Origin of the sequence: Methanothermococcus jasoni (assembly GCF_049075655.1) — an archaeon.
Classification (GTDB): Archaea; AGJL01; Methanococci; order Methanococcales; family Methanococcaceae; genus Methanofervidicoccus.
Window position 1 is genome coordinate 1110729 of sequence record NZ_CP157522.1, and the last position, 13811, is coordinate 1124539.

Below are 13811 nucleotides of genomic sequence, written 5' to 3' on the forward strand. Positions count from 1 at the left end.
CAGATAACCCTCTTTTCATCATTATCCATTTTTTATATTTTATATCACTTAGTATCTAATCATATATATACTTTAACAAAATAGCGGAGCTCATAGTTAAATTTAAATAAGATATTTATCTTAATATGTTTTTGATATATTCCAAGTTTTACATGACTTATAATTAATTTTTAAATAATAATATCTTATTGGAGATAAAATGTCTAACCCAAAAGATAGTCTTAACGCTATTAGAAATAGAATTAACGAAATAGACGAGCAACTAATAGCATTGATGGCTGAAAGAACTCAGTTTGCAGGTGAAATTGCTCGTCTAAAAATGGCATTAGATATGCCCATAAATGATGAAAAAAGAGAACGAGAAATTCAGGAAAAAACACGAAAATTATGTGAAAAATATAATTTTAACCCTGATTTAGCGTTAAAAATACTAAACCTACTTATAGATTACAATAAAGAAATACAGATGAAAGAATTAAAAAAATAATAAATTATTTAAATAATAATTATATTATACTAATAGACATTATAATAATCACGATATTAAAAACATAAAACAATATAAAAAATTAAAGAATTAAAATAAAATAAAAGGTGATACTTTGGGAAGAATTAGACAAACATTCATAAAAAGAGCAGGAGAAGAGCTCTTGGAAAAATTCGAAGACAAATTCACAACAGATTTTGAAACAAACAAAAAAGCTGTTGAAGAAGTTGCATTAATCTCTACAAAAAGACTCAGAAACAGGATAGCAGGATATATTACATCAAGAGTTAAAAAAATGAGTGCATAATTGGAGATGATTTTTTATGCAAGGAGTATTTCCTGCAATTATAACTCCATTTAAAGATGGTGGAGTATATTATGAAGGGTTGGAAGAAAATATAAATTTTTTAATTGATAATGGTATCAGCGGTATTGTCTCAGTAGGGACAACCGGAGAATCTCCAACCTTAACATATGAAGAACATCAAAAAGTAATAGAAAAGACTGTTGATACAGTTGATGGAAGGGTAAAGGTAATAGCAGGCACAGGCTCAAACTCCACAAAAGAAGCTGTCGAGCTCTCCCAATTTGCCGAAGATGTGAGTGCCGATGCCGTGCTTTTAATAACTCCATACTACAACAAACCCACCCAAGAAGGTTTAAAGAAACACTTTGGTAAAGTGACTGAATCCATCAATATTCCAATAGTATTATACAATGTCCCGTCAAGAACAGCGGTTAATCTTGAACCAGGGACAATAAAATATTTATATGAAGAATACAGCAATATCACAACGATAAAAGAGGCTAATCCTAATTTATCACATGTCTCAGAAATTGTAAATTCCTGTGATATAAATATTCTTTCTGGAAACGATGAATTGACTCTCCCAATAATATCTCTTGGGGGAAAAGGTGTAATTAGCGTTTTAGCAAACATCGTTCCAAAGGAATTTGTTGAAATGGTGGATTACGCATTAGAAGGTAAATTTGATAAGGCGAGAGAAATCCACTATAAACTATTTAATCTTATGAAATTAATGTTCGTCGAAACAAACCCAATACCTATAAAAACTGCCATGAATATGTTAAAGATGCCTGCTGGTGAGTTAAGACTTCCATTATGCGACATGTCCGAAGAAAATAAATTAAAATTAGAAAATGCACTAAATGATGTTGGATTATTGAAAAAATAATATACTAATAAAAATAAACTATAAAAAATAGCATAATCTATATATATAATAATCTTTGTGATATTTATGGTCGATATAGAAAAAATTCAAAAGCAGGCAGAAGAAATTGTTGAAAAGTTTTCAACAGTCCTTGAAAGTTTTGAATTGGGAAATGAAGAAGAATACTATATCCTTGAAACCAAAAATGTTTTAAGGGATGATGACGAACCCGTTTCAAATACTTCATTTAAAAAAGATGCACTTAGCATAGCTCCAAAAACAAAAGATGACTATATCGTCGTTGAAAAAAGTAAGTGGAGCAATTAATAATATATATATAAAAACAAAAAGGAGCGTGGTACTATAAAAAGAAGTTCAAGAAGATGGAAAAAGAAAGGTCAGATGAGATGGAAGCACTACAAAAAGAGAATTAGAAGAATGAAAAGAGAAAAGAGAAATAAATAATCATAATCATTAAATTAATAAATTCAATAAATCATTTTATTTTTTAGATTTTATATAAAATCATCAAACAATATTTCATCAAATTCATATTCAAAGTCTTTTTTAACATACATTTCAAATTCCTTGGGAGTTATTAGCGGTTTTTTATAATTTAAATAATCATCTAAAACTATTCTTGGACAGGCACATATTATATAGGCATCAACATTGTATATTAAATAATTTGGCGAGATATTGTTTAGGACAATTGGAATATATTCGATATTGTTTTCTTTTAAAAGACTCAACATATTGTTAAAAATATTTATTCGACATTGACCTTTTTTCGTTGAAAGCACAACACCAATCTTTTTTGGAGGATTTAAAAGCAACTTTGAAATAGCCCCTATTCTTTTTTTGATAAATTTCTTTATCTCATCATCGGTAATTTTGGAGAGCTCCCCAGTTACAGGGTTGTATATATTCACAGGTTTTTTAAATTTATATGCCAGCATTAAAGGGTGGAATCTCCCTGTTCCAACAAACAATATATTGCCCATATTTTTTGCGGTTTCTTCGCCAACGTTTGCCCTACAACCAAGTATTACCGCAGGATTGTATTCCTTTAACATTTTTTTAAACTGTATAGTCGTGGCAATAAGGATATTGTCTCCATATTCATTTAAAATTTTTTTAATATCCTTCATAATAAGTTCTAAATTTTCACCATCGGGTTTATAGTATGCATGAATAAAAACTGTTGGTATTTCTGGTTTAGCATAGGGGAGCTCCTCGTGACCATAGTGTATTATCAAATCAACATCGAGAGATTTTACATCAATATCGCATAAATCACATGCTCCAAAGCAGCTTTCACCCCATAGGATGAGCTCTAAATCTGCATCTGCATTTTTATATTCATCATCTTCTTCAAGATATTTTTTTATTTTATCTATCTCTTGTTCAACGGATAATTTTAAACCCTCTGGTGCTTGAAATAAAATTCTTTTTGCATTATTTCGTTTTATTTCACTTATTACTCTTTCTGTTTCTAAGTCCCACATTGTATCACTTGTTTTTAATCTTCTCTACAACTTTTATTCCATATATTTCGGTGCTAGGATACTGACCATTTTCATCTTTTTCAATGGCTTTTACCATATCCCAGATGGTCAGAAGTGCAACAGAAACCCCAGTAAGTGCTTCCATCTCTATGCCAGTTTTATATGTGGTTTTTACCTTTACTTCAACTTCGATATTGTCATCGTGTATGGTAAAATCCACATTTATGGAGGTGATAGGCAATGGATGGCACATTGGGATTATATTTGAAGTATTTTTCACTGCCATTATTCCTGCAACCTGAGCTGTTGTTAATACATCCCCTTTTATTAGTTCCTTTTTAGTTATTGCCTCTATCGTAGATGGTTTTAACCTTATAAATCCCTTTGCAATACATATTCTTTCAACATCTTCTTTATCTGACACATCAACCATTTTTACGCCTTTTTCATCAACATGAGTTAGCATAATTTTCCTCCACATTTGCAATATTTATATATTCTTTATATACTTAGCAGTATATTATTAATGGTATATAAATTATAAAATCGCGTGAAATAATGAAGCTTGAAGGAACTACAAAAAAGATAATGGAATTATTAACTGAATATTCCACTACAAAAGATATTGCAGAACATTTAAATCTACATCCAAAAAATATAGATAGATACATCAGGGTTTTAAGAGATTTGGGGCTTGTGATGACAAAAAAAGGAAAAAACGGCGGGGTGTTTTTAACAGAGGAGGGAAAGTATTTAATTGAAAAGAAATATATAAGTTTAATAACCATAAAGGTTCAGATAGTGACAGAGGATAGAATAGGACTTTTAGCAGATATTTCGTCGGAGATATCAAAAATAGGAGGGAATATCTTATCTACAACCCTTGAAAGGGAGCATGATGATGTAATTATTTGGCTTGTAATAGAAAATATTGAATTTGAAAAGCTAAAAGAAGTTTTAAAGGACGATGTAAAAAAACTGGTGATATTATGATAGAGGTTGAATTAAAGGCAAAACTTGAAAAAGAAGATATACCAAATTTTATTCGTAAATTAGAGGATTTAGGTTTTGAAAGACTTGTTAAAAAGGAAGAAGTGGATATATACTTCAACGGTATAGATAGGGATTTTAGGGAAACTGATGAAGCACTTAGAATCAGAAAGTCTTTGAATATTGACGAAAAGTATGTAAAATGCTATATGACATACAAAGGTCCAAAAATGGACAATATTTCAAAAACTAGGGAAGAATTTGAGGTTCAAGTGAGTGATGGAGAATCTACAAAAATAATCTTGGAAAAACTTGGTTTTAAGCCAGTAGAACCTATTGTAAAAATAAGGGAAATATACAAAAAGGATGACATCAGGGTATCTATCGATGAAGTAGAAAATGTTGGAACCTATGTTGAATTTGAAAAGATGGTGAAATTAGAATCTGAAAAAGAGGATGCCATAAAAGAACTTATTAATTTAATGAAAAGTTTAAATATTAGTAATGACAGATTAGTAAAAACATCATATTTGGAGCTGAGGGATAAAAATGAGTAAGAAAGATTCCAAATCTAACAAAAAAATAGACGGTAGAAAATTGATGGCAATATTCATTGGAATAGCCATGATTTGCTCAGTGATTCCGTTATTTTTAATGAATTTATAATTATAATAAAATATTAAAAATATTTATTATTTATTAATATAATCTCTCTTTTACGATTGATATTCTGGCTAGACATTCCCCTATTTTTAAATAATATAAAAATAATTAATGTATGTTATTTATTTACAATCTTATTAATCATTAATTTGATTCAATTATTTATTTAATTTTATTTTAATGTAGGATGGTGATACTCTATGGCTTTAAGATGTCCAATAGTAAGTGTTCTAGGTCATGTTGATCATGGGAAAACAAGCTTGCTTGATAAGATAAGAAAAACAAGAATTACAAAAAGAGAAGCTGGCGGAATTACTCAGCATATCGGTGCCAGTGAAATACCAACGGATACAATAAAAAGAATATCGAAAGATTTACTTGGAATGTTAAAGGCTGATTTAACAATTCCTGGAATTTTGGTAATTGATACGCCAGGGCATGAGGCATTCACTTCTTTGAGAAAAAGAGGAGGAGCTCTGGCAGATATTGCCATACTTGTAGTTGATATAAATGAAGGATTTAAACCCCAAACAATTGAGGCAGTTAATATATTAAAACAGAATAAAACACCGTTTATAGTTGCAGCGAATAAATTAGATTTAGTTCCAGGATGGAATTCCGTTGATGGACCTTTTGTTTTAAATTCTAATGAAACAAAACAGCACCCTAATGCATTAACGGAATTTGAAATTAGATTATATGAAAATATAATAAAACCACTAAATGAGCTCGGTTTTGAGGCAGACCTTTTTACAAGGGTAAAGGATATTACAAAAACTGTAAGCATCATACCAGTATCTGCTTTTACTGGGGAAGGTATTCCTGATTTACTTGTTATGCTTGCAGGTTTAGCACAGAAGTTTTTGGAGCAGAACTTAAATTTAAATGTTGAAGGTCCTGCAAAGGGAACAGTCCTTGAAATTAAAGAAGAGAGGGGTCTTGGAAAAACAATTGATGCCATAATATATGATGGTGTTGCTAAGCAGGGGTATTATCTTGTAGTGGGTAATCCAACAGGGGTTGTAGTTTCAAGGATTAAGGCACTTTTAAAACCAAAACCTTTGGATGAGATGAGAGACCCAAGAGATAAGTTTAAACCTGTGAAAGAGGTAGCTGCGGCGTCAGGGCTTAAAATATCTGCACCAGATTTAGATAGTGTTATAGCAGGTAGTCCATTGAGAATTGTTCCAAAAAATAAAGTAGAGGAAGCTAAAAAAGAAATTATGGAAGAAATAGAAGAAACGGCAATACCAACTGATGATGAAGGAATTATTATTAAAGCCGATACAATGGGCTCATTGGAAGCTCTTGCAAATGAATTAAGAAAGAAAAATGTCAATATTAAAAAAGCAGAAGTAGGGGATGTTTCCAAGAAGGATATCATAGAAGCATCATCCTATGCTCAATCTAACCCATTAAATGGCGTTGTAATAGCTTTTAATACAAAGATACTTCCAGATGCTAAAACAGAAATGGAAAAATCAGAAATAAAGGTATTTGAAGGAAATATTATATATAAATTAGTTGAAGATTATGAAGAATGGTTCAAAGAAATGGAGGAGCTCCTAAAATCAGATGACTTTAACAAACTTACAAAACCTGCAATTTTAAAGATACTTCCAAACTGTATATTTAGAAAAAGCAAACCTGCAATATGTGGAGTGGAGGTTTTGTATGGGACATTAAGGATAGGAAGTCAGCTAATGGGAGAAGACGGAAAAAGATTGGGATATGTTAAAGAAATAAAAAATAGTCAGCAGGAAAACATAAGAGAGGCAAAAGTCGGCATGCAGGTTCCTATTTCAATTGAAGGAAATATTATGCTTGGAAAGCATGCAAAGGAAAATGATATACTTTATGTAGATATTCCCGAAAATGAAGTTAGAAAACTGCATCACGAATATATGAATGAATTAAGAGGGGATGAAAAAGAGGCTTTGGAAAGATATGTGGAATTAAAAAGAAAATTGGAAAATAATATGTTTTGGGGCATATAATTGATTTATTATATTCATATAAATTTTATATATTTTTAAGTTCCCTATTTTCACTTTAAATGTATATAAATTAAAATAAATTAAAATCGTAAGTAATATATATGATATAATTACAAGATACATAAATCAGCTAGGATAAATTAATTAAATTCAAAATACATATTATAATATTTAATCCTTTAAATCTCTCTATTCTTGGAGGCATATCATGATATTAATTATAGGTTATGGCTCTTTTGGTCGTAAGGTTGTAAATTATGCCAAAACCATGGATAAAGTCGTTGTAATTGATAAAAATGCTTCGGTATTTGAATCTCTTGAAAAAGTTGATTTTAACTATGTTGTAGGGGATGCGTCTGAGAAAGAAACGCTCAATAGAGCCGATATTAAAGATGCGGACACTATATTGGTACTAACTAATAAATATGAAATAAACAAAAAAATAGCAGAATTGGTGTCTGAACTAAATCCAAAAGGATATTTAATAGTTAGAGGGATTGTAAAATATCCTGATTTATATTCTGGTATTAATGTAAATAAAATAATTTATCCAATAGAATGTGCGGCTAAGGAAGTCATACATGAAATAGAAAAATCTAAATTAAGAAGAAAATTAATGGATTTGGAAGAAATAGTTATGAGTGTTAAAATAAGACACAATAATGTTTCTGAAAATTCCAAACTAACTGAAAATCATGAAAATAACAATAATGGAGATAATAAAGTTCCTTTTTTAATAGTTATGCACAATAATCCAGACCCTGATTCAATAGCAAGTGCAATGGCTTTAAAAAGAATAATGGGAAAATGGGGGGTAGATTCTGATATAACCTATGGTGGAAAAATAGGATTTGATGAAAATAAGGCAATGATTAATTTATTGGGCGTAAAATTAATCCATATAGATGAGATAGATTTAGATGATTATGTGGGCATTGCATTAGTGGATGCCTCATCTTCAAAGGTATTACCAATAGATGCTAAAAATCATAAAATTGATATTATTATCGACCATCATGACAATGGAGATTTAATTGCTGATTATATGGATATTAGGTCAGATGTTGGAGCTGCGGCAACTATTTTAACAGATTATTTAATGCATTTAAACATGACACCAAAACAGGATTTGGCTACTGCCCTTTATTATGCTATATGCACGGATACAAACTATTTTAAAAGAAAGACATCTAAAAAGGACTTTGAAGCTGCGGGGTATTTGCAGGATTTGATGGACCCAAAGACACTAGAAATGATAGAAAATCCTGAAATGGATACTGAAACCATGGAAATATTGGCGAGGGCAATTATTAACAGAAAGATAATCAGAAGCAGTATAGCTCTTTCATATGTTGGAATGATAAAAAACAGAGATGCCCTACCAAAAGCTGCGGATTTTTTACTTAAAATGGAGGGTATTACAACAACATACGCTTTTGGAATCTCTGAAAACAAAATACACATAAGTGCAAGAACAAAAGATTTAAGGATTGATGTTGGAGACATAATGAAAAGAGCATTTGGAGGAGGAGGACACCAAAAATCTGCTGCGGCAAGCATAGACCTCGGAATTTTTGAATCGGTTTCAGACAAAGATTCCCTTAGAAAATTGGTTGAAGAGGCAATTCAAACTAAAATACTTGAAGTCATGGGTATTGAAGAAGGAGGGGAAAAATCCAAAATTAGTGAGCAGTAAAAAATATAAGAAATAAAAAATAAATAAAAATAATAAAAAATAAAAATATACTAATGTATGATATTATGCTCAAAGAACTGATAAACAAGATAATTTGGCATCCAGATTACGACTCAAAAGACTATGAAATAGTTTATTTGCATAGGGTTAGCGATAGTGAAAGGGAAGATTATAAGGGGCAGTCAATTCTTAATAAGATTATCACAATGGATAAAATATCGATAGAAGATTCATTTATAGTTTATAATGTGAATAACCAAATAAGACACATTCCATTTCATAGAATTTTAGAAATTAGAAACAAAAAAACTGGGGAGATTTTGTATAAAAAAGTAAAAAGATAATTGTTATCTAAAATATATAAACAAAGAAGGTTATTCATATGGTGAAAGTAGAGGAATATATGACAAAAAATGTGGATTATGTCGGTCCAGAGGATAGGGTAAAGGATGTGGTGAAACTTATTAAAGAAACCACTCATGATACATTTCCTGTGGTATTAAATGGTAAGTTAGTCGGTATCGTTTCAGTCCATGATTTAATCGATAGGGATGAGAATGAAAAAATAAAAAATCTCATGATTAAAAGAGAAGATATGATTGTTACTCGACCCGATGCAAATGTTAGGGATGTTGGAAGAATTATGTTTAGAACAGGATTTTCAAAACTTCCTGTTGTGGATGAAGATAATAATTTAGTGGGCATAATAACAAATACTGATGTAATAAGGTCCCAAATAGAAAAAACCACCCCTACAAAATTGAACAAGATAATAAAAACCTATGAAAATTTAGGTTATAATATTAAGTTGGAAAAAGGTATTGTTCCAGTTGAAAAAATTAGGCCTACCCAATCAAAGGTATATGAAGATGAGTTGTTTGGAAGAATTTATGAATTAAAACGGGGTCTTGCAGAACCTATAATAGTTATTAAAACAAAAAAAGGAGATTATTATATATTAATTGACGGACATCACAGGGCAGTGGCATGTTATTTATCAAACATACCAGAATTAGATGCGTATATAATTGAAATAGACACAGATAAGCCACTAGGTATAGAGAAAACTGCTGAAAAACAGGGTTTAAAAACACTGGCTGATGTCAAGATAATAGATGAAGATAAAAATGATTCATGTGAAATATATAGGCTTGGAAGTAAGATAGCACATTTGCATTGATATTGATAATTTTAATATTTTTTTAAATATTTTTTTATTTTAATATTTAATATTTATTTTTGTTATTTATTTGGCGGTTTTTTATTATTTAGTAGTTTTACAACTTCCATATAGATAAATGTGGAAAAGGATGCAACTAAACATATTATCCAATCTCTTAATCCAAGTGTAGTAAATTCAAAAATGCCCCTTAAATATGGAGTGTATAAAATAATCAATGTTATTATGGATATAAAAACTACCGCTAAAATCAATATCTTATTCATCGGAGCTCCGATTTTAAATACTGATTCATCCAATGACCTAAAATTAAAGGTATTAAATATTACCATTCCTACTATTGTTGTAAAAACCATAGTTCTTGCGTATTCTATATTTGCTATTGGATTGGAAATAATAAATACCATAAATGCCACAAAAGCCATAAAACTGGCTAATTTTATTACTAAAAAAAAGTTTTTTTTAGCCAATATCTCTTGCCCAATCTTTCTCGGCGGTTTGTTCATGACATCCTTTCTTACGGGGTCCATACCCAATGATATAGCAGGGAGCTCCTCGTCAAATGCATTTATAAATAAAATTTGTAAAGGCAACAATGGAAGATAGTTAAAACCGTATATTAGTATGCCTATTGATATAAGGATTACCTCTGTAAAATTCCGGGAAATTAGATAGCAGGTGAATTTTTCTATATTTTCGTATATATTTCTACCGCTTTTAACTGCCTCCACTATCGTGGCAAAATTATCATCTTGGAGAATCATATCGCTGGATTCTTTTGCGACATCAGTTCCTTTTATGCCCATGGCTATGCCTATATCTGCCATTTTTAAAGCTGGGGCATCATTAACACCATCACCAGTCATAGCCACAATATGACCTTTTCTTTTTAGGGTTTTAACAATCTTTAATTTCTGTTCAGGCATGACTCTTGCGTATATCTCCACAACATCCACAAGAGATTCAAATTCTTTTTCATCTAATATTTCCAGTTCGTTTCCAGTCATAACTCTTTTGACTGTTTTATTATCATCATTATCATCCAACAACCCAATTTTCTTACCTATTGCCTTTGCAGTTTCTTCATTATCTCCTGTTATCATTATTACCTTTATGCCTGCTTTTTTACAGGTTTCTATTGCCTCTTTTACTCCTTCTCTTGGCGGGTCAGTCATACCAACTAAACCTAAAAAAATTAAATCATTTTCAATTTCATCATCTTTTAACGTATTATACTCATAATAATCTTCATTACAAATTTTTTTATATGCCACGCCAAGAACACGATAGGATGAGCTCGCCAGTTTGTTATTCATCCCAATTATTTTTTCTATTTCATCGGCATTAATTTCCCATATTCCATTGTCCTTTCGAAGCGAATCCTTCGGATTCGCTGACTTACGAAAACTCGAAGAGTTTTCGTCAAGTTTGATAAATTTGCATTTTTTTAAAATAACTTCCGGAGCTCCTTTTGAAAATACGATTAACTCATTATTTACATTATTTACCTCATCTACTTTATGAACTGTTGTCATCAATTTTCTTTCGGAACTAAACGCTATTTCTTTTATTCTCGGGTATCTTTTCTCCAAATTATCTTTCCATAAATCAGCCTTTGCACCAGCAACGATTAATGCCACCTCTGTTGGGTCTCCAATGGAGTCCCATATTCCATCGGTTTTCCTAATTACTGCATTGTTGCACAAGGAAACAGCCTTTAACAGTAAAACCAAATTTTCCTGAGTATCTACTTTAATATTCTTATCCTCTATAAAAAATTTCCCTTCTGGTTCATAGCCCTTTCCAGTTATTTCATAGATTTTGCCATCAACAAAAATTTTTTCCACAGTCATTTCATTTTTTGTTAAAGTGCCTGTTTTATCGGTGCAAATCACAGTAGTTGAACCAAGGGTTTCTACTGCAAGCATCTTTCTTACAACTGCATTATGCTTTGCCATATTGTGCATGCCCACCGATAAGGTAAGGGTTAAAGTGAGTGGAAGCCCCTCGGGAACAGCCGCCACTGCAAGGGCAAGTGCAACCATTAACATCTCAGCAATAGGAGCTCCCATAAGAATACCAAATCCAAACACCGCAGAACTGGATAATAATGCAATTAATGCCAATGTTCTTCCCAAATTGTGTATTTTTATTTGAAGTGGTGTTTTTTCTTTTTCATCTTTTTCAATCATATCTGCGATTTTTCCGAGCTCTGTTCTCATACCAGTATTAATTACAATAGCTTCACATTTTCCCCGCACAATCTGAGTTCCAGCAAAAATTAAGTCCCCCTTGGATTTTTTTACAGCTTTACTTTCTCCCGTTAGTATTGATTCATCAACCTTAAATTCCCCAATTGTATCTATAATTTTTGCATCAGCGGGAATTATATCTCCCATTTCTAAAACAAGAACATCTCCGGGAACAACTTCCCTACTGTATATTTCTCTTAATTCCCCATCCCTTATTACCCGAGTTTTATATTGAACAAATTTTTTTAAAGATTCCATGGCTTTTTCTGCCTTATACTCCTGAATAAATCCCATGATTATAACAAAAATAATTACAAACAATATCATCCAAAAATTAAGCACTTCACCAATAAAAATGGATATAGCCATTGCTACAATAAGCACCCACACTAAGAAATTACTCACAAACTGCCGGATTAAAATATTAAGCCATGTTATTCTTTTTTTAGCTTTCAACTCATTGTATCCGTATTTTTCCAATCTCTCCTTAGCTTCCCATTCCGTTAAACCCAATGTCATTGTATCACAAAATATATAATAATAAATAAAAACGGTAGTATGATGATAAAAAATAATAAAATATAAAAATATGGAGTATATGGACATATTTTTAAAATTTATACATTATTTATGTTTTTTGAACTAATTTACAATCTACTGTATTTGTAAAATATCCTACAAGTTCCTTCATCAGAAACCATACAGCTTCCAATAGGATTTAATGGATTGCATGGATTTCCAAATAATTTACAATCGCTGGGTAATTTTTCCCCCCTTAGTATTTCACTACATATGCAACCTTTGTTTATTTTTTCCTCTATTTCTGGGATATCCTCATGCTCAAATATGTCAAATTTTGCATATTTTTCCCTAAGTTTTAAGCCACCTTCTTTTATAATTGGAAAACCTCTCCAAGCAACATCAGCAGGTTCAAACACTTCGTTTATCATCTTCTGGGCAACCATGTTTCCTTCTTCCCTAACTGCCCTTTTATACTCGTTTTCAACCTTTGCCGTATTGTTTATTATCTGCTTCAAAATCATGGCAATTGATACCAAAACATCAAGGGGTTCAAATCCTGCTACAACCATCGGAGCTCCGTATTTTTCACAAGGTTCATAGTATGGTTTTAAACCTGTAATTGTTGAAACATGCCCTGGACATATAAATCCATCTATATTTGTTGTTCCTTGACTAAGCAAAAAGTCCATAACTGGTGGTGTTTGCCTATGACAGTTCAATATATAGAAGTTTGATTCATTTTTATTACCACTTAATTTATTGTTAAGATGTAGGAGCTCCGCGGCTGTTGTTGGTGCTGTGGTTTCAAAGCCTATGGCTACAAATACAACTTTTCCCTTATTGTTTTCCTTCTGCTCTTTTGCAAGTTTTACTGCATCCCCTATTCCATATACTATCCTTACATCAGCCCCTTCTGATTGAAGTTGCATCAATGATTTTTTACTTCCGGGAACTCTATACATGTCTCCCAATGTGGTTATTGTGTATCCATTTTCAGCCAAATAAATTGCAGTATCTATCTCTTTCTGAGTGGTGACACATACTGGACATCCAGGACCTGGTATAACCGTTATATTTTCAGGAAGAACGTCCCTTATTCCATATTTACAGATGGTATGTTCATGAGAACCGCAGACATGCATTATCTTTACATTGTCATCTATTTTACCTGACAGTTTTTTAATAGTATCTATTGATTTTTTTATCAAAGTTTTGTCGTTGATGTTTATTGCCATAATATCCCTACTGTTTATATAATATTAATATCTTATTAAAAATAAAATGGTTAATCCTATATAAATTGTTATTTATAAAATTTATAAAAATGTGAAGGTGAAAATT

The 13811-nt window shown here is 31.2% G+C and carries 14 protein-coding genes; 10 read left to right on the forward strand and 4 right to left on the reverse strand.

Features of this window, described 5'->3' with window-relative positions:
• Positions 1 to 199: 199 nt before the first annotated feature.
• The 4 genes from Mjas_RS05960 (at position 200) to gatC (ending at position 1989) form a co-directional block, all read left to right on the forward strand.
• Positions 200 to 487 carry a chorismate mutase gene (locus tag Mjas_RS05960; RefSeq protein WP_421077265.1) on the forward strand — a complete coding sequence of 96 codons (288 nt, stop codon included), beginning with the start codon at positions 200 to 202 and terminating at the stop codon, positions 485 to 487.
• 115 nt (positions 488 to 602) lie between these two features.
• Positions 603 to 794: a 30S ribosomal protein S17e gene (locus tag Mjas_RS05965; protein WP_421077266.1), complete on the forward strand. Its 192-nt coding sequence runs from the start codon at positions 603 to 605 to the stop codon at positions 792 to 794.
• 16 nt (positions 795 to 810) lie between these two features.
• Complete coding sequence (gene dapA / locus Mjas_RS05970; RefSeq protein ID WP_421077267.1) at positions 811 to 1683, forward strand: 4-hydroxy-tetrahydrodipicolinate synthase; 873 nt, start codon at positions 811 to 813, stop codon at positions 1681 to 1683.
• 66 nt (positions 1684 to 1749) lie between these two features.
• The gene (gatC, locus tag Mjas_RS05975; RefSeq protein ID WP_421077268.1) at positions 1750 to 1989 is read left to right on the forward strand and encodes an Asp-tRNA(Asn) amidotransferase subunit GatC; all 240 of its coding nucleotides are present in this window, start codon (positions 1750 to 1752) and stop codon (positions 1987 to 1989) included.
• Between the two features lie 188 nt (positions 1990 to 2177).
• On the opposite strand, the gene dph2 is transcribed toward gatC, so the two are convergent.
• Entirely contained in the window at positions 2178 to 3170 is a 993-nt protein-coding gene (dph2, locus tag Mjas_RS05980; protein ID WP_421077269.1) for a diphthamide biosynthesis enzyme Dph2, read from the reverse strand.
• A gap of 4 nt (positions 3171 to 3174) precedes the next feature.
• Complete coding sequence (gene moaC / locus Mjas_RS05985; protein ID WP_421077270.1) at positions 3175 to 3636, reverse strand: cyclic pyranopterin monophosphate synthase MoaC; 462 nt, start codon at positions 3634 to 3636, stop codon at positions 3175 to 3177.
• Between the two features lie 92 nt (positions 3637 to 3728).
• Between moaC and Mjas_RS05990 the strand changes: the two genes are divergently transcribed.
• From Mjas_RS05990 to Mjas_RS06015, 6 genes are all read left to right on the forward strand, one after another.
• Positions 3729 to 4163 (forward strand): Rrf2 family transcriptional regulator, encoded by a 435-nt coding sequence (locus Mjas_RS05990; protein ID WP_421077271.1) that lies wholly within the window; start codon positions 3729 to 3731, stop codon positions 4161 to 4163.
• On the forward strand, positions 4160 to 4717 hold the full coding sequence (cyaB, locus tag Mjas_RS05995; protein ID WP_421077272.1) for a class IV adenylate cyclase: 558 nt from the start codon (positions 4160 to 4162) through the stop codon (positions 4715 to 4717). Before Mjas_RS05990 ends, cyaB begins: the two co-directional genes overlap by 4 nt.
• 306 nt (positions 4718 to 5023) lie before the next feature.
• Positions 5024 to 6820 (forward strand): translation initiation factor IF-2, encoded by a 1797-nt coding sequence (gene infB, locus Mjas_RS06000; RefSeq protein ID WP_421077273.1) that lies wholly within the window; start codon positions 5024 to 5026, stop codon positions 6818 to 6820.
• A 208-nt stretch (positions 6821 to 7028) separates the two neighbouring features.
• Positions 7029 to 8516 (forward strand): DHH family phosphoesterase, encoded by a 1488-nt coding sequence (locus Mjas_RS06005; RefSeq protein ID WP_421077274.1) that lies wholly within the window; start codon positions 7029 to 7031, stop codon positions 8514 to 8516.
• Between the two features lie 65 nt (positions 8517 to 8581).
• The gene (locus Mjas_RS06010) at positions 8582 to 8860 is read left to right on the forward strand and encodes an RNA repair domain-containing protein (RefSeq protein WP_421077275.1); all 279 of its coding nucleotides are present in this window, start codon (positions 8582 to 8584) and stop codon (positions 8858 to 8860) included.
• Positions 8861 to 8898: 38 nt separating this feature from the next.
• Entirely contained in the window at positions 8899 to 9696 is a 798-nt protein-coding gene (locus Mjas_RS06015; RefSeq protein WP_421077276.1) for a CBS domain-containing ParB/RepB/Spo0J family partition protein, read from the forward strand.
• Between the two features lie 62 nt (positions 9697 to 9758).
• On the opposite strand, the gene Mjas_RS06020 is transcribed toward Mjas_RS06015, so the two are convergent.
• On the reverse strand, positions 9759 to 12467 hold the full coding sequence (locus Mjas_RS06020) for a cation-translocating P-type ATPase (protein ID WP_421077277.1): 2709 nt from the start codon (positions 12465 to 12467) through the stop codon (positions 9759 to 9761).
• Between the two features lie 128 nt (positions 12468 to 12595).
• Positions 12596 to 13705: a hydrogenase formation protein HypD gene (gene hypD, locus Mjas_RS06025; RefSeq protein WP_421077278.1), complete on the reverse strand. Its 1110-nt coding sequence runs from the start codon at positions 13703 to 13705 to the stop codon at positions 12596 to 12598.
• Between the last annotated feature and the right edge of the window lie 106 nt (positions 13706 to 13811).